At 65.6% G+C, this 24,630-nt stretch carries 23 protein-coding genes; 2 read left to right on the top strand and 21 right to left on the bottom strand.

Annotation, left to right across the window (positions count from 1 at the left end; genetic code table 11):
- Positions 1–86: 86 nt before the first annotated feature.
- The 13 genes from ACSQ3O_RS12140 to ACSQ3O_RS12080 form a co-directional block, all read right to left on the bottom strand.
- Complete coding sequence (locus ACSQ3O_RS12140) at positions 87–989, bottom strand: DMT family transporter (RefSeq protein ID WP_436139035.1); 903 nt, start codon at positions 987–989, stop codon at positions 87–89.
- A 94-nt stretch (positions 990–1,083) separates the two neighbouring features.
- On the bottom strand, positions 1,084–2,034 hold the full coding sequence (locus ACSQ3O_RS12135) for a LysR family transcriptional regulator (RefSeq protein ID WP_436139034.1): 951 nt from the start codon (positions 2,032–2,034) through the stop codon (positions 1,084–1,086).
- 37 nt (positions 2,035–2,071) lie between these two features.
- Positions 2,072–3,046, bottom strand: a complete 975-nt coding sequence (locus ACSQ3O_RS12130; RefSeq protein ID WP_436139033.1) for a quinone oxidoreductase family protein — start codon at positions 3,044–3,046, stop codon at positions 2,072–2,074.
- A 342-nt stretch (positions 3,047–3,388) separates the two neighbouring features.
- Positions 3,389–4,924, bottom strand: coding sequence for a RimK family protein (locus tag ACSQ3O_RS12125; RefSeq protein ID WP_436139032.1), 1,536 nt, complete (start codon positions 4,922–4,924; stop codon positions 3,389–3,391).
- Between the two features lies 1 nt (position 4,925).
- The gene (locus ACSQ3O_RS12120) at positions 4,926–6,044 is read right to left on the bottom strand and encodes a peptidase C39 family protein (protein WP_436139031.1); all 1,119 of its coding nucleotides are present in this window, start codon (positions 6,042–6,044) and stop codon (positions 4,926–4,928) included.
- Entirely contained in the window at positions 6,041–6,163 is a 123-nt protein-coding gene (locus ACSQ3O_RS12115) for a hypothetical protein (RefSeq protein WP_436139030.1), read from the bottom strand. The genes ACSQ3O_RS12120 and ACSQ3O_RS12115 overlap by 4 nt, the downstream gene beginning before the upstream one ends.
- 87 nt (positions 6,164–6,250) lie before the next feature.
- On the bottom strand, positions 6,251–6,643 hold the full coding sequence (locus ACSQ3O_RS12110) for a hypothetical protein (protein WP_436139029.1): 393 nt from the start codon (positions 6,641–6,643) through the stop codon (positions 6,251–6,253).
- Between the two features lie 121 nt (positions 6,644–6,764).
- The gene (kdpE, locus tag ACSQ3O_RS12105) at positions 6,765–7,469 is read right to left on the bottom strand and encodes a two-component system response regulator KdpE (RefSeq protein WP_298456784.1); all 705 of its coding nucleotides are present in this window, start codon (positions 7,467–7,469) and stop codon (positions 6,765–6,767) included.
- Positions 7,470–7,477: 8 nt separating this feature from the next.
- Complete coding sequence (locus ACSQ3O_RS12100) at positions 7,478–10,249, bottom strand: DUF4118 domain-containing protein (protein ID WP_436139028.1); 2,772 nt, start codon at positions 10,247–10,249, stop codon at positions 7,478–7,480.
- 46 nt (positions 10,250–10,295) lie between these two features.
- A complete protein-coding gene (kdpC, locus tag ACSQ3O_RS12095; RefSeq protein WP_436139027.1) occupies positions 10,296–10,868 on the bottom strand; it encodes a potassium-transporting ATPase subunit KdpC in 573 nt (190 codons plus the stop codon).
- Between the two features lie 10 nt (positions 10,869–10,878).
- The gene (kdpB, locus tag ACSQ3O_RS12090; RefSeq protein ID WP_436139026.1) at positions 10,879–12,978 is read right to left on the bottom strand and encodes a potassium-transporting ATPase subunit KdpB; all 2,100 of its coding nucleotides are present in this window, start codon (positions 12,976–12,978) and stop codon (positions 10,879–10,881) included.
- A 9-nt stretch (positions 12,979–12,987) separates the two neighbouring features.
- On the bottom strand, positions 12,988–14,793 hold the full coding sequence (kdpA, locus tag ACSQ3O_RS12085) for a potassium-transporting ATPase subunit KdpA (RefSeq protein WP_436139025.1): 1,806 nt from the start codon (positions 14,791–14,793) through the stop codon (positions 12,988–12,990).
- A 1-nt stretch (position 14,794) separates the two neighbouring features.
- Complete coding sequence (locus ACSQ3O_RS12080; RefSeq protein ID WP_056414695.1) at positions 14,795–14,893, bottom strand: potassium-transporting ATPase subunit F; 99 nt, start codon at positions 14,891–14,893, stop codon at positions 14,795–14,797.
- A gap of 362 nt (positions 14,894–15,255) precedes the next feature.
- Between ACSQ3O_RS12080 and ACSQ3O_RS12075 the strand changes: the two genes are divergently transcribed.
- On the top strand, positions 15,256–15,987 hold the full coding sequence (locus ACSQ3O_RS12075) for a TorF family putative porin (protein WP_436139024.1): 732 nt from the start codon (positions 15,256–15,258) through the stop codon (positions 15,985–15,987).
- A 30-nt stretch (positions 15,988–16,017) separates the two neighbouring features.
- Here ACSQ3O_RS12075 and ACSQ3O_RS12070 read toward each other — a convergent pair whose 3' ends face one another.
- Positions 16,018–16,971 (bottom strand): helix-turn-helix transcriptional regulator, encoded by a 954-nt coding sequence (locus tag ACSQ3O_RS12070; protein WP_436139023.1) that lies wholly within the window; start codon positions 16,969–16,971, stop codon positions 16,018–16,020.
- Between the two features lie 94 nt (positions 16,972–17,065).
- Between ACSQ3O_RS12070 and ACSQ3O_RS12065 the strand changes: the two genes are divergently transcribed.
- Positions 17,066–17,674, top strand: a complete 609-nt coding sequence (locus ACSQ3O_RS12065) for a glutathione S-transferase family protein (protein WP_436139022.1) — start codon at positions 17,066–17,068, stop codon at positions 17,672–17,674.
- A 24-nt stretch (positions 17,675–17,698) separates the two neighbouring features.
- Here ACSQ3O_RS12065 and rng read toward each other — a convergent pair whose 3' ends face one another.
- The 7 genes from rng to ACSQ3O_RS12030 all read right to left on the bottom strand — a co-directional run bounded on the left by rng (position 17,699) and on the right by ACSQ3O_RS12030 (position 24,616).
- Entirely contained in the window at positions 17,699–19,189 is a 1,491-nt protein-coding gene (gene rng, locus ACSQ3O_RS12060; RefSeq protein WP_137747870.1) for a ribonuclease G, read from the bottom strand.
- A 25-nt stretch (positions 19,190–19,214) separates the two neighbouring features.
- Positions 19,215–19,829, bottom strand: a complete 615-nt coding sequence (locus tag ACSQ3O_RS12055; protein ID WP_436139021.1) for a Maf family protein — start codon at positions 19,827–19,829, stop codon at positions 19,215–19,217.
- A gap of 102 nt (positions 19,830–19,931) precedes the next feature.
- Positions 19,932–20,399 (bottom strand): 23S rRNA (pseudouridine(1915)-N(3))-methyltransferase RlmH, encoded by a 468-nt coding sequence (gene rlmH / locus ACSQ3O_RS12050; protein ID WP_436139020.1) that lies wholly within the window; start codon positions 20,397–20,399, stop codon positions 19,932–19,934.
- Positions 20,400–20,466: 67 nt separating this feature from the next.
- A complete protein-coding gene (gene rsfS, locus ACSQ3O_RS12045) occupies positions 20,467–21,327 on the bottom strand; it encodes a ribosome silencing factor (protein ID WP_436139019.1) in 861 nt (286 codons plus the stop codon).
- Between the two features lie 203 nt (positions 21,328–21,530).
- Positions 21,531–22,502: an oxygen-dependent coproporphyrinogen oxidase gene (hemF, locus tag ACSQ3O_RS12040; RefSeq protein ID WP_436139018.1), complete on the bottom strand. Its 972-nt coding sequence runs from the start codon at positions 22,500–22,502 to the stop codon at positions 21,531–21,533.
- Positions 22,502–23,782 (bottom strand): phosphoribosylamine--glycine ligase, encoded by a 1,281-nt coding sequence (gene purD, locus ACSQ3O_RS12035; RefSeq protein ID WP_137747875.1) that lies wholly within the window; start codon positions 23,780–23,782, stop codon positions 22,502–22,504. Before purD ends, hemF begins: the two co-directional genes overlap by 1 nt.
- A 114-nt stretch (positions 23,783–23,896) precedes the next feature.
- Complete coding sequence (locus ACSQ3O_RS12030; RefSeq protein ID WP_137747876.1) at positions 23,897–24,616, bottom strand: YebC/PmpR family DNA-binding transcriptional regulator; 720 nt, start codon at positions 24,614–24,616, stop codon at positions 23,897–23,899.
- Between the last annotated feature and the right edge of the window lie 14 nt (positions 24,617–24,630).

The following is a 24,630-nucleotide window of genomic DNA, read 5'->3' as shown; positions in this document are numbered from 1 at the left end:
AATACAATAGCAAACTCGCTACACGTCACCCAGGCTGCCACACCAACCCTGCGTTTTCTACAGAGTGGCATGGCAGTGCCCTCCCCTCATCTCGTCTGCCGCGCCAGCCACACACCCGCCGCCGCCAACGCCATCCCCACCAGCGCCCAACCGGTGAGCGTCTCGCCAAACATGGCCCAGGCGATCAGGGCCGTGGTGGGCGGTGTCAGGTAGAACAAGCTGGCCACGTTCACCGCGCCGCCCCGGCGAATCAGCAGGTTCAACAGGCTCACCGCGCCGAGCGACAACACCAGCACCAGCCAGCCCAGCGCAAACACAAACTCACCCGTCCATGTGATGGCCATGGACTCGGTGGCATAGGCCAGTGCAGCCATGGCGATGGCGCAGGGCAGGTACTGGATGACCGAGCCCGTGCGCAGATCGAACGAAGGACAAAAGCGCTTTTGGTACAGCGTGCCCGCCGTGATGCCCAGCAACGCCACCACGGCAGGCAGCAGCATGCCCACCAGAGCGCCCGCCGGAACTGTGGCCACCTTGCCCGCCACCACCAGCGCCACGCCGCCGAACCCCAGCCCCAGCCCCGCCCACTGCGCGGGCCGCACCTTCTCGCCCAGCAAGGCGCCCGCCACCAGTGCAGTCAACAGCGGCTGCAAGCCCACCACCAGTGCCGTGATGCCCGACGGCAGCCCGTGCCCAATGGCCATAAACACCCCGCCCAGGTACACGCCATGCACCAGCAGGCCCGACACCGCGATGTGGCCCCAGGCGCTGCCCGCCGGTGGCCAGGGCGCACGCACCACCGCCACCACGGCCAGCATGAGCACGGTGACGATGGCAAAGCGCAGCGCTAGAAAGGTCAGCGGCTCCACATACGGCAGCCCCAGCTTGGCACCGATGAAACCCGTGCTCCAAAGTGCGACAAACAGCAATGGGACGAGTGAATCCAGCGGATTCGACACGGGGGATGGATGGTGTGTTGCCTGGGTCATGGAGTGTGGAAACAAAGCGCCTGGCTGCGGCAGCCAGGCCAGACAGGAAGAAAGGCCCGAGGCGGTGGGCAAGACAGAGAGAGGACGCGGCCGATCATCGCAGCGTCTGCCCGGCGCCCGGTGCTTCGTCCGCACGTGCCCTGGCCGCAAACCAGTCCACCACCCACGCACGAAACGCCGCCATGGCCGCCGTGCTGAACCGGCCCGAGGGCCGCACCAGGTAGATGCCTGCATCGGCATTGAGCTGCCACTGGGGCAGCACACGCACCAGTTGGCCTGCGTCGATACAAGGCTGGATCAGCCAGTCGCCCCCGGCCAGGATGCCCGCGCCGAGCGTGGCGGCAGTGAGCAGCGCTTCGTTGTCATTGCTCACCAGGCTGCTGTGCACCACCACCGTGTGGCTGGCGCCCGCGCGTGAGGTGAGCTGCCATTCGGGGTATGACGCCAGGCCCGTGAAACCCAGGCACTGGTGCTGCATCAGGTCGGCGGGCGCCTGCGGCATGCCATGCTGCTGCAGATAGGACGGCGCTGCGGCCATGATGCGCCGGTGGCTGCACAGCCGCGTGGCCACCAGCCCGCTGTCGGCCAGCTTGCCAATGCGGATGGCGGCGTCAAAGCGCTCGCCCACGATGTCCACCAGCCGGTCGGCGTATTCCACCTCCAGCGTGACCTGCGGATGGGCCAGCGCAAACTCCGCCAGCATGGCGCTGAGCAGCCGCCGCCCCATGGCCGCTGGCACCGACACGCGCAATCGCCCGCGCACCTGCTGTGCGCCCTCGGCCGCCTCTGTCTGCGCCTGTGCGATCAGGCCCATGGCCTCGCGCACTTTCTCCACCAGCTGAAGCCCTGCGTGCGTGAGCTGTAGCTGGCGGGTGGTGCGCTCCACCAGCCGCACGCCCAGGCGGCGCTCCAGCGCGTTCAGCCGCTTGGACAGCACCGAGGGGTGGCGCTGCAGGGCGCGGCCCGCGGCAGCGAACGAGCCCGCATCGCTCAGGGCAAGAAGGGTCGCCAACTCATCGGCATGCTGGCTGTCGAGCAGGTCCATCAAAGATCAAGGCGCCACGGCGTGGCACCACACAAGGTCACGGGGTAAGGATGATCGCACCTTGCGATCGCCCCTGCTCCAGGTCGGCGTGGGCCACCGCCACATCGGCCAGCGCATAGCGGCGCCAGATGTGCGGCGTGATGATGCCGCTGGCCACGGCCTGCAGAACGTCCTGGGCGCGCTCCTGGTACTCCGCCGCCGTGGCCGTGTGCGCGGCCAGCGACGGGCGGGTGAGGAACAGCGAGCCCTTGGCATTGAGCGTGCCCACCTCGATGGGGGCGGGCAGGCCCGAGGTGGCGCCAAACGACACCAGCAGGCCACGCGGACGCAGGCAGTCCAGCGACGCGTTGAGCGTGACCCGCCCCATGGGGTCATACACCACGTCCGCCTTGTGCCCCTGCGTGGCCTCCAGCACCTGCGCGGGCAAGGTGGCGGGGTCAAAGACAAACACAGCGTCGCACCCTGCCACCCGGGCCCGCTCCACGCTCTCGGGTTTGGAGACTACTCCCATCACCAACGCACCCAGGTGCCGGGCCCAGGCGCACATGAGCTGCCCCAGCGCCCCGCCCGCCCCATAGATCAGCACCTTGGTTCCGGGCACGACGGCATAGGTTGTCTTGAGCAGGTATTGCGCGGTGATGCCTTTGAACAGCACCGCCGCCGCCTCATCAAAACCCAGCGCATCGGGCAGCTTGACCAGCCGCTCGGCCGGGAACAGGCGGGCGCTGGCATAGGCCCCCAGCGGCCCGGTGGCATAGCCCACACGATCGCCCACCGCCACATTCAGCACCCCAGGGCCCACGGCCACCACCCGCCCTGCGCCCTCCAGCCCCAGGCCGGACGGGAACGGGATGGCTACCGCCCCCTTGCGCTGGCCCGCGTCCAGCGGGTTCACGCCAATGGCCGCCTGTTCGAGCCACACCTGCCCGGGGCCGGGCACCTGAGGCTCAACCGCCTCCAGTCGCAGGGCCTCTGGCCCACCTGCCGCATTGATCCGAACGCTCACTGCCATGGGGCTTTCCTTGGGGATGAATTTCATGCCCCGAGCGTAGGTTTTGCCGCCGGGCTGATCAATCCGCTGGCCTGCAGTTGACTCCTGCATCGGCTGCACGAAACCCCAAGGCACAGGTGGGAAGCCCGTTGGTGAGCGCAGCGCAGGCCAGCGCAAAAACACAAGAAAAATGCGGCCCTCCGCGCATCCATCATGCGCTTTAAGCTATCCAATTAATAGCAAATCATGGATTCACTCCGTCGCGATAGAAAGAGCGGGTGTGAGCAGCCCCACCATCTGCCCACACCCTCCCTTAGCAAACAGGCCAACGTCAGGTGCCGACGCGCCCACGGAAAACGCGCACTAGCCCGCAGCCACCGCCAGGCCCAAGGCGGGCTGGTGATCCAAGCCGCCCACCACCCGGTTGGTGCTGAAGCGCTGCTCCACCTGCCGGAGGAAATGCGTGAGCAGCAAGCGGTACAAGCCATCGCCCAGGGCGGCGTCCTCCACCCCCACATCCAGGTTCGGGTTGTCGTTGATCTCGATCACGTACACCCCGGACGCCGTGGCCTTCAGATCCACGCCATAAAAACCATTGCCTACCAGACGGGCAGAGCTGACTGCCGCCGCCAGCACCTGCGGAGGCACCTGGTCCAGCGGTACGGCCTGCACCCGGCCTTCGGTGTATTTGCCGTTGGCCGTGTGTTGCAGGATCTGCCAGTGGCCGTCGCACATGAAGTACTTCGCTGCAAAGATGGCCTGGCCTGCCAGCACGCCGATGCGCCAGTCGAAGTCGGTGTACATGAACTCCTGCACGAGGATGATTTCCGACTCCTTGAGCATGTCCCGGGCGATGCCATGCAGCTGTTCAAAGTTCTCCGCCTTTTTCACACTGCGGCTGAACGCACCGTCCGGCACCTTCACCACCACCGGGTAGGCCAGCCGGTGCTGCATGTCGGCCAGCGTGCGGCGGCTGACCATGTGCGTGAGCGGGGTGGCGATGGCATGCTCGCGCAGCAGTTCAGCCAGAAAAGCCTTGTTGGTGCAGCGCAGGATGGACGCGGGGTCGTCGATGACCGGCATGCCCTCCGCCATGGCTTTGCGCGCAAACTGGAAGGTGTGGTGGGTCACGGCCGTGGTCTCGCGGATGAAGAGTGCATCAAACTGGGTCAACCGCGCCAAGTCCTTTTTCTCGATCAGCTCCACGGCAATGCCCATCTCCTGCCCCACATCGACCAGCTTGCGCAGGGTCTTGAGGTTGGACGGCGGCAAGCGATCGTGCGGGTCGTGCAGCACCGCCAGGTCCATGCGCGGCTGGGGCATTGCGATCATGGGGCGCCAGCTACGCCGTGTGTACTGGAGCAGGGCTTGTACGAAGACCTCGTCGCGCGCGGCATCGACATCGCGCAGGTCCAGCGCCTGCAGGCCACCGATCTGCCAATGGGCCGACTGCTCCTGCCTCTCCAGCGTGACCTCCATCAGCGGGCAACGGAACAGCTCGAAGCTTTTGCGAGCCAGCGCAGCCAGTGACGGGTCGTCCATGATCCCGAAGAAGACATGCAGCGTCAGTGTGTTCACCGAGCGCGGGATCTCCTTGAGCGGGCCAATCAGCCGGTTCAGCTGCGCCAGCGCCGATGGCTCGATGCGTTTGCGCTGCAGGCTCAGGATGGTGTCCACGCTGGGCGTTACGCGGTCACCACGCGCCTCGGCCAGCAGCGAGCAGTAATAGCCCATGCTGAGGTAGCAGTAGCTCCTGCACAGGTTGGTGACCTTGCGCACGCGCCCACGGTGCAGCGGCTGCTCGGCAACGAATTGCTCTGCCGTGATGACCTTGATGTCGGGCTGGCTCCATCGAAAGTCGGCCAGCTTCTCCACCACGATGACATGTTCTGAGGACAATTTATTTCTTTCCAGAAAGGATGACGGCCGCAGTGCGCCCACGGCGCCCATACCTTGCGACTTTCTTGAATTCGCTCCAGCTGATGGACACACCGCCGTCCGGATCACCGGAACGTGTCATGGGATCCAGCAGGCGAAACACCGCACCATCAAAGCCTGTGATGACCACCCAGTGCGGCGTCTTCTGCCGGTGCAGGCGCCACAAGCTGATGAGCACAATGGGCAGACGCCCCGCCCGCAGCTGCTCGATCACGCTGTCGGGCGACACGGGCCGCGCATGGATAGGCACCTGGCGCGCCTCCAGCGCTGCCCTGAAGTCGTTCTCCACCAACTGGATCACGTCCTTCTTGCGGGGGTCGCGCACGCTGTCCATGAACAGCGAGGCACCGGCAGCCGCATACACCGACACCTCAAAGCCGTGGGCCAGCGCGGCATGCGCCAACCCAAAAGGCCCACACCCGCCATGGCCTGCGGCCATGAACACCGTGGTGGCCTCGCGCCACAGGCGGATCTCGGCCGCCTGATTCACCGGCATGGCCGGGTCCATGGCGGACATCGCCATCAGCAGGGCACAGGGGCCGCAGGTGAAGTCCAGCGTCTGCGTATAGTGGCGCACCTGGTACGACGCCGCTGCCTGGGCCAATGCGCCATCGAACAGGTCCTTCTGAAAGCGCAGGGCCTGTTCGCCATCCTCGTAGTAAGCGGTTTTGCAACCGGTGTGCACAAAACCGTGGCGCGCGAACAGACGGTGTGCCGCCAAGTTGCCGGCCCTGCTCTCCAGGCGCAGCACCGCGCAGCCCGCATCACGCGCATCCTGGATTGCCGCCGCCAGCAGCCCGCTGGCCACGCCCGCGCGCCGCACGGACGGCGCCACCGCAATGGAATACAGGCGTGCCACAGACGACCCTTCGCGGCGCAATACCACGCAGGCCCCACCCAATGTCTGTCCGGATCGGACCACCAGCACGCGGGCCGAGGGGCTCAACAACAGACGCCCCCAGCTCCTGCGCGAAATCCGATCGCTGGCGAACGCGGTGTTTTCCAGCTGCTCCAGTGCGGGCAAATCTGCAGGACCCGCCGTTGCGACGCCCCGCGCATCCGTCGATGGTTGTCGCTTCACGGGCAGTCCCCACGGGGCCGCTGCGCCTTGCGGTCAGACAGCTTCAATGCCACCCACCCCACCCCGATCGGAACCACGAGCACCAGCACGGCCATCAGCAATGCGATCCAATCAGCCATGGCGCAGCAGCTCCGGGCCCACGCCACGCAGGGCGCAGCGCATAGAGCCAGCCTCAATGGTTTGGCACCTTTGCGCGCTGCAATGGTTCAATGGCATGAAAGCGCCCCCGCGCAAGAAACGCTGGCCGCACAACCGATTTCGAGTTGCGGCAGGCCAGAGGCCAGGCAACGCTTGGCACTCTCCAGGTCGCGCCGGTGAATGTACAGAGTGCCTTTGGCCGTGTGACGGGGCACGTCGAACGCCAGGCTGTATCCGCGCAGCTGCCGCCCCAGCACAGCCTGCAGCCTTGCACGCAGGCTTTGCCCATCGGCATACGGCGTGATGAACGGAACCAGCACCAACCCGGTGGGATCGCCATCACTCTCCCCCAGAGGCAACAGGTAAACCCGGTGCAAGCCCATACTGGGACAACTCTTCATCAGCATGTTTTCACCACACGGAGCCCCCGGCAGGGGGCACTTGTGGCCGGTGTTGAACATGCTTTCAGTCTAGGAAATCCGGCGTAAATCGTTCGTAAAAAATGCGGGGGTCAACATCAAATCGCTGTCAATCCAGCGGGGCTAGCCAGCACGTGCGCGGGAACGCAGGCTGCCGCCTGCCCTACACCGCCAGGCGGTATCCCACCCCAGACTCGGTGAGCAGATGGCGGGGCTGGGCGGGGTCGGCCTCCAGCTTTTGGCGCAGATGACCCATGTAGATGCGCAGGTAGTGACTCTGGTCCGACCGCATGGGCCCCCACACCTCGCGCAGCAGCTGCTTTTGGGTGATGACCCGCCCCGCATTGGCCACCAGCACCATGAGCATGCGGTACTCGGTGGGGGTCAGGTGCACCTCCGCACCCGCCTTGCGCACCAGGCGCGCACTGCGGTCCACCTCGACATCGCCGAAATGGAACAGGGGCTCCGCCGCCTCCTGCACCAGCCCGTTGCCGGTGGCGGCGCGGGGCCTGCGCAGGTTGGCCCGCACCCGCGCCAGCAACTCGCCGGTGCCAAAGGGTTTTGTGAGGTAGTCGTCTGCACCGGCATCGAGTGCGGCGATCTTGTCGGTCTCATCGGTGCGTGCAGACAGCACGATGATGGGCACGGCGGACCAGCCCCGCACGTCGCGGATCAGCTCTACCCCGTCGCCATCGGGCAGCCCCAGGTCCAGCACCAGCAGGTCGGGGTGGCGGGTGCCAGCAGCCGACAGCCCCTCGCGCAGGGTTCCCGCCTCGTGCACCTGCCAGCCCTCGGCCTCCAGCGCGCTGCGCACAAAGCGCCGGATCTGCGGCTCGTCCTCGATCACCAAAACGGTACGTATCTGCATTGTTTTCTTCAGGGGGCAGAAACGCCCCGCTCCATCTCACTCAAACCGGGGTCGGGCGGCGGCTCGCGCCGCGCCAGGGTCACCGTGAATTCTGCCCCGCCCCCTTCCACGCTGGCGGCAGAAATTGTGCCCCCATGCGCTTGCACGACGGCCTTGCAGATCGCCAGCCCCAGGCCCACGCCCGGGGTCGCGGATTCCGCCTGGCCCCGGGTGAATTTTTCAAACAGGGTGTGCTCTTTGCCACGCACCGAGGCGGGCAGGCCCGGGCCATGGTCCCGCACCTTCAGCACCAGCATGTTGTCTGTGGTGGATGCTTTCACCACCACCGGCCCCGCGCCGTATTTGGCCGCATTCTCCAGAAGATTGACCAGCACGCGCTCGATGAGCACAGGGTCGAACTCCACCAGCGGCAAGTCGGCGGGCACCTCGGTGCGCACAGGCATGTCGCCCAGCGCGGGTCGGGCGGCCCGGATGGCAGAGCCAACCACCTCTTCCACCGACTGCCAGTCCCGCCGCAGATGGACGCTCAGCCCCGACACATCGCTCTCCAGGCGCGCCATGTCCAGCAGGTTGCTGACCAGCGCATTGAGCTGGTGCGCCTGGTGCACGATGGCCTTGGCCACGGCGCCGGTTTCTTGCGGCGGCGCGCTCCGCAGCGATTCGGCGAGCGTGATCAGAGCCGTGAGGGGGGTGCGCACATCGTGCGACACCGCGCCCAGCAGGGCATTGCGCAGCCGTTCAGACTCCATGTCCACCACGGCCTGCTGCGCAATGTCCACGTAGTGCACACGCTCCAGGGCAATGGCGATCTGCCGGGCCAGGGTGTCGAGTTGCTGCGCCTGTTCGGGGATCAGCAGCCAGCGGGGCTGGGCGGGTTCCAGCGCCAGCACACCACGCACGCGCATGGGGGCCTTCAACGGCACGTAGCGCCAGGCCTGCGCGGCCAGGGTGCTGGTTGCCAGCCCGGCGCTCTGGCCCTGGCGCAGCGTCCAGTCCGCCACGCTTTTGTCGAAGCCCGGCGGCAAATCGTCGGGGTACTGAAGGCGGTCCGACGCGTCCAGCGCCACCACCACGGCGCGGCCCCCGAAGTGCCCCTGCACGGCCGCCGCGCCGATCTCGATGACCTGGCTGGTCTCCAGCGCCGCAGACAGCTCGCGCGTCAACTCAAACAGCGACTGGGCCCGCCGCTCCCGGCTGATCGACACCCCGGCGGCAAACCGCAACCCGGCTGTGAGCTGCCCCACCAGCAGCCCCACGCCCAGCATCACCGCAAAGGTGACGATGTACTGCACATCGCTCACCGCGAACGACAGGCGCGGCGAGACGAAGAAGAAGTCGAACGCCAGCACGTTCAGCAACGCCGCCATCGCTGCGGGCACGCGCCCAAAGCGCATGGCCACCGCGACCACCCCCACCAGGTAAAGCATCACGATGTTGGTCAGCTCCAGCAAACCATGCAGCGGTGTCGCCAGCAACGTAACGGCAACGCTGGCGCCCAGCGCCCACAAAAACCCCTGCCAGCGATAGCGCCCTGCGCCGGGCTCGCCCACATCCCCGTCATCTTCCAGTCCCACATGGCGGTCCCACAGCGCCCGGGGCAGGCGCCGCGAGCTACCCGCATGCGCTGCCTCGACGATGTCGAGTGATGGCGCCCGTTCGGCCAACTCGCGCGCAACACCTTTGGATGCGAGAAGTTTGCGCCACCCCGCCCGCGCGGCGGGGCGCCCCAGCACCAGGGTGGCGCAGTTCAGATGCAGCGCCTGGGCCGCCAAGGCGGGCGCCACGCGGTCGCCGGTGAGCACGGCCGTTTCGGCTCCCAGCTCCTGCGCCAGTTGCAGCACGGCCAGAATCTTGTCGCGCTGGACTGCGCCCAAGCGCTGCAGCCTTGGCGTTTCAACATAAGCGGCATGCCATTTCACATTGAGCTGCCCCGCCAGGCGGGCGGCTGTGCGCACCGTCTGTGCCGCGTCTTCATGGGGCCCGACACAGGCCAGGATGCTGCCCGAGGTGTTCCAGGCACTGGCCACGCGGCTGCCGGAAGCGCCCGACTGCTCCACCCGCCAGCCCAGCACATCGTCTTCCACATGCTCCGCCGTGCGCCGCAGCGCAATCTCCCGCAGGGCGATCAGGTTACCCTTGCGGAAAAAGCTCTGCGCCGCGCGTTCGGCCTGCTGGGGCACGTAGACCTTGCCAGCGCCCAGGCGGGCGATCAGCTCGTCGGGCGTGGCATCAACCAGCACCACTTCATCGGCGTTGTCCAGAACGGTGTCGGGCACCGTTTCGTGCACACGCACACCGGTGATGGCCCCCACCGTGCCGTTCAGGCTCTCCAGATGCTGAACATTGAGCGCGGTCCACACGTCGATGCCAGCGGCCAGCAGCTCCTGCACATCCTGCCAGCGCTTGGCGTGGCGGGAACCCTGCACGTTGGAATGCGCGAGTTCATCCACCAGCAAGATGGCAGGCTTGCGGGCCAGGGCCGCATCCAGATCGAACTCGGAAAGCATCCGGCCCCGGTACTCCACCTGCTTCAGGGGCAGCGACTCCAGCCCCTCCAGCAGCGCAGCCGTTTCGGCCCGGCCATGGGTTTCCACCACGCCGATGAGGATGTCGCGCCCGGCGCGCCGCTCGCGCTGCGCGGCGCTGAGCATGGCCCAGGTCTTGCCGACCCCGGCATTGGCACCAAAGTAGATGCGCAGCTTGCCCCGCTGGGTCTGCTCTTCCTGGGCGCGCAGTTGCGCAATCAAAGCATCGGGGTCGGGGCGCTGGATGTCAGTCATGCATCAACGAGTATCGGTGCCAAAAGCCAGAGCATGTCAGCGCACGTCAGCGCAAGCCGTCGAGCGCCAGGTTCAGTGCCAGCACGTTCACCCGGGGTTCACCCAGCAGCCCCCACAGCGGCTGCTCCGCATGCTTGCCAATCACGGCATTCACGCTGGCCACCGGCAGGCTGCGGGCCCGCGCCACGCGCCCTGCCTGGTACTGCGCCGCAGCCAGGCTGATGTGTGGGTCCAGGCCACTGGCCGAGGCCGTGACCAGATCCACCGGCACGGGGGCCGTGTTGCCGGGGTCGGCCGCGCGCAGGGCTTCCACGCGCGCTTTCACGGCATCGGCCAGCGCCGGATTGAGCGGCCCCTGGTTGGAACCGCTGGACGCCGCCGCGTTGTACGGCATGGGCGCCGTGGCCGATGGGCGGCCCCAGAAATGCCCGGGGTCGGAAAAGTTCTGGCCAATCAGCGACGAACCGACGGTCTGTCCATTGCGCTGCACCAGGCTGCCCGCCGCCTGCTGGGGGAACACCGCCTGGGCGGCGCCCGTCACCACCAGCGGATACAGCAGCCCGGTCAGCACGCTCAACAAGGCAAACAGCACCAGCGCGGGGCGAAGAATGTTTTTCATCAGAATCTCCTCAGATCAGCCCGACGGCCACAAGTATCCAGTCAATCAGCTTGATGCCCACAAACGGCACCAGCAGCCCGCCCAGCCCATAGATGGCCAGGTTGCGACGCAGCAGCGCAGCCGCACCCACCGGGCGGTAGCGCACACCGCGCAAGGCCAGGGGAATCAGGAACACGATCACCAGCGCATTGAAGATCACAGCCGACAGGATGGCGGACGAAGGGCTTGCCAGCTGCATGACGTTGAGCGCGGACAGCTGCGGGTAGGTGGACACGAAGATGGCAGGCACGATGGCGAAGTATTTCGCCACGTCGTTCGCAATCGAGAACGTGGTGAGCGAGCCGCGTGTCATTAAGAGCGCCTTGCCGGTCTCCACCACCTCCAGCAACTTGGTGGGGTTGGAGTCCAGGTCCACCATGTTGCCCGCCTCCTTGGCGGCCTGTGTGCCGCTGCCCATGGCCACGGCCACGTCGGCCTGGGCCAGCGCAGGGGCGTCGTTGGTGCCGTCGCCGGTCATGGCGACCAGGCGGCCTTCGGCCTGGTACTTGCGGATCAGCTCCAGCTTGTCTTCGGGCGTGGCTTCGGCCAGGAAGTCGTCCACCCCCGCCTCGGCCGCGATGGCCGCTGCCGTGAGCTTGTTGTCGCCGGTGATCATCACGGTCTTGATGCCCATGCGGCGCAGCTCGATGAAGCGCTCCTTGATGCCCGCCTTGACGATGTCCTTGAGCTCGACGATGCCCAGCACATGGCTGCCCTCGGCCACCGCCAGGGGCGTGCTGCCGCGCAAGGCCACCTGGTCGGCCGCGCTCATGACATCCTGAGGCATCTTGCCGCCCAGGGCTTCCACATGCTTGGCCAGTGCCAGCACGGCGCCCTTGCGCAGCATGGTGCCCGCAGATTCCGGCTGTCCCTCTCCTGCGGGCAAGTCCACGCCGCTCATGCGGGTCTGGGCTGTGAAGGGCACCAGCTTGACGCCCTGCGGGTTCTGGCCATCCACGCCAGCGCGGCGGGCCAGCTCCACAATGCTGCGGCCTTCAGGCGTTTCATCTGCCAGCGACGCCAGCAAGGCGGCGCGCGCAAGCCGCTCCTTGGACACACCCGGCGCAGGCAGAAATGCGCTGGCCTGGCGGTTGCCGTGGGTGATGGTGCCGGTCTTGTCCAGCAACAGCACGTCCACGTCGCCTGCGGCCTCCACGGCCCGGCCCGAGGTGGCGATCACATTGGCCTGCATCATGCGGCTCATGCCAGCCACCCCCACGGCAGACAGCAGGCCGCCAATGGTGGTGGGGATCAGGCACACCAGCAGGGCCACCAGCGCGGTCAGCGAGACCACCGTGCCCGCGCCCGACGCCTGCACGCTGAAAATCGAAAACGGCAGCAGGGTCACGGTAACGACCAGGAACACGATGGTCAGCGCCACCAGCAAGATGGTCAGCGCGATCTCGTTGGGCGTTTTCTGGCGCTTGGCGGCTTCCACCATGCCGATCATCCGGTCGAGGAACGACTCGCCCGGATTCACCGCCACGCGCACCACCAGCCAGTCGGACAACACCCGGGTGCCGCCGGTCACGGCAGAAAAATCGCCGCCGGACTCGCGCACCACGGGGGCCGATTCGCCGGTGATGGCGCTCTCGTCCACCGAGGCCACGCCCTCGATCACCTCGCCGTCCAGCGGGATCACATCGCCCGCCTCCACCAGCACCACATCGCCCCGGCGCAGGTTGGTGGCCAGCTCGGGCAAAAACGCAGCACCGTGCACAGGCTCCTTGAGCTTCTTGGCCCAGGTTTCCTTGCGCAGCCCGCGCAGCGATGCGGCTTGCGCCTTGCTGCGCCCTTCGGCCAGCGCTTCGGCAAAGTTGGCAAACAGCACGGTGAACCACAGCCAGACCGTGATGGCCAGTACAAACGCTGGGCGCATGCTCGCATCCTCAGGCGCATTGAGTGCATGCAGCCACAGCAGCGTGGTGAAGATGCTGCCGATGTACACGATGAACATCACCGGGTTGCGCCACTGCACAAACGGACTGAGCTTGGCCAGCGCGCCCCAGAGCGCGGTCTTGATCAACGCTGCATCCAGCAGCGAAACGGAAGAAGTTTTTTTCTTGGTCATTGCCATACCTCACTGAACCCGGAGCATCAGGTGCTCCACCATCGGCCCCAGAGCCAGGGAGGGCACATAGTTGAGAAGCCCCACCAGAAGCACGGTGCCGATCAGCAGCGTGACAAACAAGGGACCGTGTGTGGGCATGGTGCCCGCCGTGACAGGCAAGCGCTTCTTGGCCGCCAGCGAACCCGCAATCGCCAGCACCGGCACGATCACGCCGAAACGGCCCAGCCACATCGCCAGCCCCAGCAGCACGTTGTAGAACGGCGTGTTGGCCGACAGGCCCGCAAAGGCGCTGCCGTTGTTGTTGGCGGCAGACGTCAGCGCATACAGAATTTCAGAGAACCCGTGCGCACCCGGGTTGGCAATACCCGCCCTGCCCGCGTCCGTGGCCACGGCAATCGCCGTGCCCACCAGCACCAGAATGGGCGTGACCAGGATGGCCGCCGAGGTGAGCTTCATCTCACGCACCTCGATCTTCTTGCCCAGGTACTCCGGTGTGCGGCCAATCATGAGGCCCGCCATGAAGACGGCGAGGATGGCAAACACCAGCATGCCGTAGAGGCCCGTGCCAACGCCACCAAACACCACTTCGCCCAGTTGCATCAGCACCAGCGGCACCATGCCGCCCAGGGGCGTGAAGGAGTCGTGCATGGAGTTCACGGCACCACATGAGGCGGCAGTGGTCACTGCAGCGAACAGTGCCGACGCATTGATGCCAAACCGTACCTCCTTGCCTTCCATGTTGCCCCCCGCTTGCAGGGCACTGGCGGTTTGCTCCACGCCCAGGCCCACCCATTGCGGATTACCGACTTTCTCAGCGGAAACCACAGCGATCACGGCCACCACAAACATCACCGTCATGGCCGCCAGGATCGCAAAGCCCTGGCGCTGGTCGCCCACCACGCGGCCGAATGCAAAACACAGTGCAGCGGGAATCAGAAAAATCGCCAGCATCTGCACGAAGTTGGTCAGGGCCGTCGGGTTCTCATAGGGATGGGCGGAGTTGGCATTGAAAAAGCCACCGCCGTTGGTACCCAGCATCTTGATGGCTTCCTGGGATGCCACCGGGCCCATGGCCAGGGTCTGGGTGTTGCTGGTCTTGGCTTCCATCACCGGCGCACCATTGCTGCCCACCACCGGCTGGCCCGATGCGTCGAGCTTGGGCACTTCATAGGCCGTAGTCTCCAGCGTCGCCACATCCTTGTAGGCGTCAAAGTTCTGGATCACGCCCTGCCCGACCAGCACGATGGAAATCACAAACGCGATGGGCACCAGCACCCATGCCGTGATGCGCGTGACATCGGCCCAGAAGTTGCCCACAAAGCCTTGGCCATCGGTGCGGCGCGCTGCAAAACCGCGCGCCAGCGCAAACGCCACGGCGATGCCGGTGGCCGCCGAGAAGAAGTTCTGCACCGACAGGCCCAGCATCTGCGTGAGGTAGCTCATGGTGGACTCGCCCCCATAGCCCTGCCAGTTGGTGTTGGAAACAAAGCTGATGGCGGTGTTGAACGAAGAATCGCCCGACACTGCGGCCATGCCCTGCGGATTGAGCGGCAGCAGGTGCTGCAAACGCTGCAGGCCATACACCGCAGAAGCACCGATGGCATTGAAAGCCAGCAGCGCCAGCGCATAGCTGCGCCAGTGCATCATCTGATCCGGCGCGACCCCGGCCAGCTTGTACAAGGGTTTTTCGATGGCATGCATCCACCTTGGCAGGCGGCCATCACAGACTGCAGCCAGCCATTTGCCAAGCGGCCACGCCAGCACGCCCAGCACGATCAGGAAGAGCCCCAGCAGGCTCCAGGCAGAGGTATCCATCTCAGAACTCCTCCGCGCAGATCAGCGCAAACACCAGGTAGGCCAGCAGCACCAAGGCCACGATGGCGCCAAAGCCATAGAGCATTTCCATGCCGATCATGAACGCTCCCCCTTGGCCGGGCCGAACTTGCCCAGCAAAACCACGGCCTCAGCCATGACCACCCACAACGCCGCCAGCGCGGCCATCCATATCACGTCCATCGACAACTCCTGCATCAGAACAGGTGTTTGATTCTGAGAAGGAGGCCGTAAAAAGTGTGCACAGACTGTGGGGGACGCCGTAAAAACGGCGTAAAAACGCGGGCCTGGCGAGGGCGTCGTCGGGGGATGCAGCTCACAAGCCAACGCGCCCGGCGGCTGCTGACTTGCGCAACATTGACGCGAAGGGGCGCAATTTTTGCGAACTTTATACGCGGGTTTTTCTACGCTTGCGCTCTTGTTCTTTTCTCAAACATTGCTGCCATGAACGCCTCTTCTTACAAAGCCATCACCGCCGCCCTGCTGGCCGCACTGCCCCTGCTGGCCAGTGCCCAGCTCACCGGCAACGTCAGCCTGACCACCAACTACAAGTTCCGTGGCCAGGACCAGGACGCCACCAAGGCCAAGGCCGTCAAGCCCGCCCTGCAAGGCGGCTTTGACTACGCCTTCGGTGACTCCGGCTGGTACGTGGGCAACTGGAACTCCAGCGTGGACTGGCTGGCGAACAATTCGCTCGAATCCGACCTGTACGGCGGCTACAAGTTCAAGGCCGCAGGCGCCGACTTCGATGTGGGCGCACTGACCTACATCTACCCCGGCAACAGCAACGGCAACACCACCGAGCTGTATGGCGCGGCCACCCTGGGCCCCTTCACCGCCAAGTACTCGCACACCCTCTCCAAGGACTACTTCGGCTTTGCCGGTGCCAAGTCCGGCTCGGGCCTGAAGGGCCGCAACACCGGCTACCTGAACTTCGGCTTTGCGCAGGAAGTGGCGCCCAGCGTCACCGTGAAGGCCTCGGTGGGTTTCACGCGTTTTGCCAGCGACATCAAGGACCTGGGCGTGCCCAACTACATGGACTACAGCGTGGGCGGTGCCTACGACTTCGGCGGCGGCCTGTCGCTGGGTGCGGCTGTGGTCGGCGCCAACAAGAAGGCCTTCTTCGGCCATGTCAACAAGTCGCGCGTGATCGTCACGCTGACCAAAACCCTGTAACCCCGTCCTCCACGGACAAGCAACGGACTTTCACAGCGCGCACCGCAGCGCCCGCTCCCCCGCCACCCGCAACCGCTCTTTGAGCGACGCGGGTGCCAGCACCTCAAACTCAACATCGAGGGCCATCAGCCAATACACCAGCGAATCGTTGGCTGCGCATTCCAGCTGGCAGCGCTGCCCCTGGTCCAGGGTAGATACCACACCAGCGGACTGCGGGATGCGGCGCGACATCACCGCATAGGGCGCGTGCAGCACCACCTGCGCCTGTTCGGCATGGCGCGGAGCGGAGATGGAGCGCGACACATAGCCCTTCAGATCACCCCCATCAGGCGCGGCCCGGGGCGCAAAATGCGCTCCCACCTGCGGGTCGCCCACGATGCGGTCGATGCGGAAGGTGCGCCAGTCGTTGCGCACCCGATCCCATGCCACCAGGTACCAGCGCTGGCCGGTGTGCACCACGCCCTGCGGTTCCACGGAACGCTGCGCGCTGCGGCCCTGGCCGTCTTCGTAATGGAATTCAATGCGCAACTGGTCGCGGCAGGCCGATGCGAGCGTGCCCAACAACGACACCTCGACCACCGGCCCCGTGCGGTCCAGCGGCAGGATGGCCGAACGCAAAGCGTCCACACGCTTGCGCAGGCGTGCCGGCATGGCCTGCTCCAGCTTGACCAACGCCCGCAATGCGGGCTCTTCAATGCCCCCCACCGCACCGGCGGTGGCGGTGCGCAGCGCAATCGACACGGCCAGAGCCTCGTCATCGTCCAGCAGCAGCGGCGGCAGCGCTTGCCCTGCGCGAAAGGCGTAACCCCCCGCCACGCCGCTGCTGGCATGCACGGGGTAGCCCAGCTGGCGCAGGCGATCGATGTCGCGCCGCAGCGTACGCGGATGCACTTCCAGGCGCTCGGCCAGCTCGGGACCCATCCAGTGGCTGCGGGTTTGCAGCAGCGAGAGCAGGCGCAGCAGGCGGGTCGATGAACTGAGCATGGGGCCACTGTACTTTTTATTGAGGACTGAAATTGTCCCCAATGGTTCTTACAGTGGCAACACCTTTTCTTTCTTCCACCACCAAGGAGTTCTCATGTCCATCGTCCTGTACTGGCACCCCATGTCCAGCGCCACCCCCATCGCCTGTGCCCTGGCAGAGCTGGGTGTGCCCCACGAACGCATCAAGATCGACATCCGCACCGGCGAGCAGCGCCGCCCCGAGTACCTGGCCCTGAACCCCAACGGCAAGGTGCCCACCCTGACGGTGGATGGCGCCCCCATGTTCGAGGCCCTGGCCATCCACCTCTGGCTGGGCCACCGCTTTGGCGTGGAGCGCGGTCTGTGGCCTGCTGGCGGCACGCCCGAGACGTTGCAGGCCCTGTCCTGGTGCACTTGGTCGTATGTGACTTATGGCGCGCTGGTGGGGCGCCTGCATGTTGCAACCCAGGGCGAGGAGGTTTGGCGCAACGCCGCCCAGGCCGAAGCCGTTCTGCGCCAGCTGAGCGAGCTGCTTGCCTTGCTGGACGCGCGGCTGGCCCAGCAACCCTGGATGCTGGGTGCCAACTACTCATTGGTGGATCTGGTGGTGGGCTCAGTGGTGGGCTACAGCCTGTACCTGGGCGCCCCCGTCAACGCACACCCGCATGTGCAAGCCTGGCTGGCCCGGGTACAGGCCCGCCCGGCGATGCAGATCGAGGCCTGACGCCCTCAGTCGATCAAGGTGCGGCTATAGCAGCACGATGTCGTACTGCTCCTGCCCCATCGCGCTTTCGGCCTGCAGCGAGATGGGCTTCTTGATGAAATCCGAGAGGCCGGCCAGGTGTTGGCTTTCTTCGTCAAGAAAGAGTTCGACCACCCGCGCCGACGCCACCACGCGGAATTCGCGCGGGTTGAACTGGCGCGCTTCACGCAGGATCTCGCGCAGGATGTCGTAGCACACGCTGCGCGCAGTCTTCACGCTGCCCTTGCCCTGGCAGGCCTCGCAGGGCTCGCACAGCATGTGGGCCAGGGATTCTCGCGTGCGCTTGCGTGTCATCTCCACCAGGCCAAGCTGCGAGAAGGTGCCGGACGACATGGTCTTGACCCGGTCCCGCGCGAGCTGCTTCTTGAACTCCGACAACACGGCCTGCTGATGGTCCTCGCGCACCATGTCGATGAAGTCCACGATGATGATGCCGCCCAGGTTGCGCAGCCGCAGCTGGCGCGCAATGGCCTGCGCGGCCTCCAGGTTGGTCTTGAAGATGGTGTCGTCGAAATTGCGCGCACCCACGTAGCCGCCGGTGTTCACGTCGATGGTGGTCAGCGCTTCGGTCTGGTCCACGATCAGGTAGCCGCCGGACTTCAGCTCCACCCGGCGCCCCAGGGCCTTGGCCACTTCTTCGTCGATGGAGTACAGGTCGAAGATGGGGCGCTCACCCTTGTAGTGCTGCAGCTTGCCAGCAGCTGCGGGCATGAACTCCTGCCCAAACGCGCGCAGGCGCTGGAACTGCTCCATCGAATCGAGCCGGATGGTCTGCGTGTGGTCACCCACCAGATCGCGCAGCACGCGCTGCAGCAGGTCCAGATCCTGGTGCAAGAGCGACATCGCGGGCAGCTTGAGCGATGCCTCCTTGATGCGCGCCCAGGTCTTGCGCAGGTAGGCAATGTCTTCGGCCAGCTCTTCGTCCGTAGAGTCTTCGCCGTTGGTGCGCAGGATGAAGCCCCCTCCGCCGCCCGAGGCCTTGTCACCCACCAGCGCCTGCAGGCGCGCGCGCAGTGCGTCGCGCTCGGCAGGCGGAATCTTCTGCGACACGCCCACATGGTCGTCCTGCGGCAGAAACACCAGCAGGCGGCCTGCAATGCTGATCTGCGTGGACAGGCGCGCGCCCTTGGTGCCGATGGGGTCCTTGATGACCTGCACCATGAGCGCCTGGCCCTCGAACACCTGCTTTTCGATGGGCACCTGGGGTTCGGTCTTGCGCGCAAAGGCGGGCGGCTCGCCATCGGGCTGGCGCTGCCACACATCGGCCACATGCAGAAACGCCGCGCGCTCCAGACCGATGTCGATAAAGGCCGACTGCATGCCAGGCAGCACGCGCGAGACCTTGCCCAGATAGACGTTGCCCACCAGGCCCCGCTCCAGCGTGCGCTCGATGTGCAGCTCCTGCACGGCGCCGTGCTCCACCACGGCCACGCGCGTCTCCTGCGGTGACCAGTTGATCAGGATGTCTTGTTGCATGGCAGGGTAACCGTGTTATTTTTGCTTATAGAGGGAAGCCCGCCGCGCGCAGCAGTTGTGCCGTCTCGTACATGGGCAGCCCCATGATGCCCGAATAACTGCCCGCCAGGTGCTCCACATAGGCAGCCGCCCGGCCTTGGATGCCATAGGCCCCGGCCTTGCCCAGAGGCTCGCCCGTGGCCACATAGGCATCGATCTGTGCGGGCGTCATGGCAGCAAAGGTCACGCGCGACACCGACAGCGCCGTGAGGCGTTTGGCACCCACCTGCAAAGCCACGGCCGTGAGCACGCGGTGCTCGTGGCCTGCCAGCTCGGCCAGCATCCGCGCGGCATGGGCGGCATCGTCGGGCTTGCCGTAGATGGTGCGGCCCAGGGCCACGGTGGTGTCGGAGCAAAGGATGGGCGCATCCGGCAGGCCACGGCGGCCACGGCGGGCCACGGCGGCATCCAGCTTGAGCGCCGTGACACGCTCCACATAGGCCGTGGGCGCTTCGCCGGGCAGCACCACCTCGATGGCTTCGGTGTCTTCGGCTTCGTCGCCCTCCACATTGGGCAGCAGCAACTCATGGCGCACACCCAGCTGTTCGAGCAGCTGACGACGGCGCGGGCTTTGGGAGGCGAGGTAGATGAAGTCTGGCATGAACAGATTTTGAATAAAAATCGGCCCCTGCGCCTGCCCATCAAGCGCCAGAAGCTATAAAAATAATAGCATTTGGAAGTAGCACAACCACCCTGTCCCGCATCATTCGCGGTGGTAAGGATGCCCGGCATTCACCGACCAGGCCCGATACAGCTGCTCGATGAGCAACACGCGCACCATGGCATGGGGCAGGGTCAGGTCCGACAGGCGGATGCGCTCATGTGCAGTCTGGCGAAAGGCAGGGTCAAGCCCGTCGGGGCCGCCAATCACCAGCGCCACATCGTCGCCCCCCAGCTGCCAGCCCTTGAGGCGTTCGGCCAGGGCCTTGGTGGTGAGGTTGGTGCCACGCTCGTCCAGCGCCACCACGCGCGTGCCACGCGGGATGGCCGCTTCGATGCGCTCGCGCTCGGCCGCGTACAGCGTCTCCAGGGTCTTGGAGCCACGTGGCTCGGTCTTGACGGCCTTGAGTTCGACCTTGAGTTCGGGCGGAAAACGTTTGGCGTAGTCGTCATAAGCCGTTTGTGCCCAATCGGGCACCCGCTGCCCGACCGCCACGATAAGCAGCTTCATGGATCAACCTGGATGCGTGGGGGATGGTTGCCGCAGCGCACCCACCTGGGCGCTCTGCGGCCGCGTATCAACCCTTGCGGGCCGGGGCCTTCTTGGCAACAGGCTTGGCCGCCGCCTTGCTGGCCGGTGCGGAAGCAGGCTTGGCTGCTGCGCGTGCGGGGGCCTTGGCAGCAGGTGACGACTTCTTGGCTGCGGGCTTTTTGGCGCCCACGGGCTTGACCACCACCGTCTTGACAGGCGTCTTGGTGGCTGCGGGCTTCTTGGCAGCCACCGTACCGGTGGTTTTGGCTGCCGTCTTGGCGGGTGCCGCTTTGGCCATTGTTTTTGCCGCTGGCTTGGGTGCTGCTTTGACTGGCGTTTTGGCGGCAGTCTTCGCAGCGGTCTTGGCGACGGCCTTGACCGTGGCCTTGCCCGAACGGGCGGCTACCGTGGGGGCTGCGGTCTTCTTGGCGGGCGCCTTGGCAGAAGCCTTCGCGCCGGACTTGGCGGCCTTCTGGGCCGACTTCTTCTCGGCCAGCTCGGTGGCGGCGCTGGACTGGGGCTTGGCAGCACCCAGCTTCAGGCGCACAGGGGTGTCGCCCCACAGCTCTTCCAGACGGTAGTACTGGCGTATGGCGGGCTGCATGATGTGCGCCACGGCCGCGCCGCAGTCCACGATGATCCATTCACCGTTGTCTTCGCCTTCGATGCGGGGCTTGGAGAAGCCCGCTTCCTTGACCGCATCGCGCACGCTGGCGGCCAGGGCCTTGGTCTGGCGGTTGGAGGTGCCCGATGCCACGATCACCCGTTCAAACAGCGGCGAGAGATGCTCGGTGTTGAAGACCTGGATGTCTTGCGCCTTGACGTCCTCCAGGCCATCAACAATGGCGCGCTGGAGTTTGGTGACGTCTTTTTTGGCGGCGGTTTCCGATTTGGTGGAGGTGGTCATCAGGCGGTGGTTAGAGAGGGAATGGAATCAATATAGCGCGCAACATGGCGTGCAACCAATAGGGCTGCGCCTTGGATATTGCGTGTTGTTGCGCGGGTGTTGCACCCTGGCGCAGCGTCGGTTTGGAGTGTTTTTGGCCTCTTGCGCCTGTGTAAAAAGCGCGGACAGCTATTGAAATTATAGCTTTTGCGCTTTTTACCCCGTCAGGGCGCTGTCGCAGCCCCGCTGTCCAGCCAGTCGCGGCGCACCAGAAAACGCTGCAGCAATGCGGCCTCGGCCGAATCGGCAGCGTCAGCGCGCTGGTACGACCAAGACACCAGCGGTGGCATCGACAGCAGGATGGACTCGGTGCGACCACCCGACTGCAGGCCGAAGTGCGTACCCCGGTCCCAGACCAGGTTGAACTCGACATAGCGGCCCCGGCGGTAGAGCTGGAAGTCGCGCTCGCGCTCGCCATGGGGCATGCCCTGGCGTTTCTCGACGATGGGCAGGTAGGCGCTCAGGAAAGCGTCGCCCACCGACTGGGTCATCGCCAGGCTCTGCTCAAAGCCCAGCTCCGAGAAGTCGTCATAGAACACACCACCCACGCCGCGCTGTTCGCTGCGGTGCTTCAGGTAAAAGTATTCATCGCACCATTGTTTGAAGCGCGGGTACTTGTCATCGCCAAACGGCTCCAGCGCGTCGCGGCAGGTGCGGTGAAAGTGCACTGCGTCTTCTTCAAACCCGTAGTAAGGCGTGAGGTCCATGCCACCGCCAAACCAGCAGGTGGGCGCCTGGCCGGGGTGACCGGCGGCGATCATGCGCACGTTCATGTGCACCGTGGGCACATACGGGTTGCGCGGGTGGAACACCAGCGAAACGCCCATGGCCTCGAAGGGCGCCCCCGCCAACTCGGGCCGGTGCTGCGTGGCCGAGGGCGGCAGCTGCGGGCCGCGCACATGGCTGAAGCCGCACCCGGCGCGCTCGAACACCCTGCCGTTTTCGAGGATCTTGGTGATGCCATCGCCTTGCAGCGGCTCACCCGGCAGCTTGCTCCAGGCGTCGGCCAGAAAGCGGGCACCGCCCTCGCCTTCGACAGCTTCGAGCGCATCGGTGATGCGGGACTGCAGGCCCTGCAGGTAGCCACGCACATGGGCCACCGTGTCGGCTGCGTTCAGGCTTTGCGCGTCTGCCATCAGCTTTTCAGGGCACGGAAGCCGATGTCACGACGGTACTGCGCGCCATCGAACTGGATGCCACGCGCCACGTCGTACGCACGTTGCTGCGCTTGCTTGACGCTGTCGGCCAGCACGGTGACGCACAGCACCCGGCCGCCCGTCACGCTGACCACGCCGTCCTTGAGCTGCGTGCCCGCGTGGAACACCACGGCATCGTCCGCCTCAGCAGGCAGGCCGGTGATGGGGTCACCTTTGCGCGGAGCCTCGGGGTAACCGTGGGCGGCCATCACCACGCCCAGCGCGGTGCGACGGTCCCATTGCAGTTCCATCTGGTCGAGCTTGCCGTCGGCCGCAGCGCCCATCACATCACTGAAATCGCTTTTCAGGCGCATCAGGATGGGCTGGGTTTCGGGGTCACCCATGCGGCAGTTGAATTCGAGCGTCTTGGGATGGCCCTTCGCGTCGATCATCAGCCCGGCGTACAGGAAGCCGGTGTAAGGAATGCCGTCCTTTTCCATGCCACGGATGGTGGGCAGGATGATCTCGCGCATGGCACGGGCGTGCACGTCGGCCGTGACCACGGGTGCGGGCGAGTAGGCGCCCATGCCACCGGTGTTGGGGCCTTCGTCGCCGTCCTTCAGGCGCTTGTGGTCCTGGCTGGTGGCCAGGGCCAGCACGTTCTTGCCATCGCACAGCACGATGAAACTGGCTTCTTCACCTTCGAGGAATTCCTCAATCACGACCCGCGCGCCGCCTTCGTTGTGCGTCACGCCGTATTTGTTGTCCACCAGCATGAAGTCCACGGCGTCGTGGGCTTCCTGAAGCGTCATCGCCACCACAACGCCCTTGCCCGCAGCCAGGCCGTCGGCCTTGATGACGATGGGCGCACCCAAACGGTCCACAAAGGCGTGGGCCGCAGCGGGGTCGGTGAAGGTGTCGTAGTCGGCCGTGGGGATGCCATGGCGGCGCATGAAGGCCTTGCTGAACGCTTTGGAGCTTTCCAACTGGGCCGCAGCCTTGGTGGGGCCGAAGATGCGCAGGCCATGGGCGCGGAACTCGTCCACCACACCGGCGGCCAGGGGGGCCTCAGGGCCCACCACGGTCAGAGCGATCTTCTCGGCCTGGGCCCAGGTACGCAGTTCGCGCACGTCAGAGATCGCCACGTTTTCGAGCTTGGGGTTCAAGGCCGTGCCACCGTTGCCGGGTGCCACAAACACCTTGGTCACCTTGGGGGACTGGCTCAGTTTCCACGCCATCGCGTGTTCACGGCCGCCGCCACCAATCACAAGTACTTTCATAGGAACCTTTGGTGAACCTGGCCCGCAGCGATGCGCTGCCGGGCAGGGTTCGGGGGAATATCAGTCGGAAAACAGGTCAGGGCAAGAAAAAAGCGGTGATCTACGGGTGCAAAGTCACAGCGCCGCGTTGTGGTAGACCTCCTGGGTGTCGTCCAGGTCTTCCAGTACGTCCAGCAGCTTTTGCATCTTGGCAGCATCTTCGCCGGTCAGCTCGATGGTGTTTTCAGGCCGCATGGTCACGCCCGCAACCTCGGCCGTCAGGCCTGCGGCCTCCAGTGCGTTCTTCACGGCCTCAAAGTCTGCTGGGGCGGTCAGCACCTCCACTGCGCCGTCTTCGTCGGTCACCACGTCTTCGGCGCCCGCTTCCAGCGCCACTTCCATCACCTTGTCTTCGTTGGTGCCGGGGGCAAAAATCAGCTGGCCACAGTGCTTGAACTGGAACACCACCGAGCCTTCGGTGCCCATGTTGCCGCCGTGCTTGCTGAACGCGTGGCGCACTTCGGCCACGGTGCGCACGCGGTTGTCGGTCATGGTGTCGATCATGATGGCGGCGCCGCCAATGCCGTAGCCTTCGTAGCGGATTTCTTCGTAGGTCAGGCCTTCGGCGTTGCCCGTGGCCTTATCGATGTTGTATTTGATGCGGTCGGCGGGCATGTTGGCCGCCTTGGCCTTGTCCACCGCCAGGCGCAGGCGGGGGTTGGCAGACAGATCACCGCCACCCGCACGGGCAGCCACGGTGATTTCGCGAATGATGCGGGTCCAGATCTTGCCGCGTTTTTCATCCTGCCGCCCTTTGCGGTGCTGGATATTCGCCCATTTGCTGTGTCCTGCCACGAGAAGTCCTTTTG

This window comes from Acidovorax sp. LjRoot74, from assembly GCF_964254355.1.
Classification (GTDB): domain Bacteria; phylum Pseudomonadota; class Gammaproteobacteria; order Burkholderiales; family Burkholderiaceae_C; genus Acidovorax.
The sequence above is the reverse complement of the archived record's forward strand: the minus strand, read 5'-3'. Positions and strand labels throughout refer to the sequence as shown.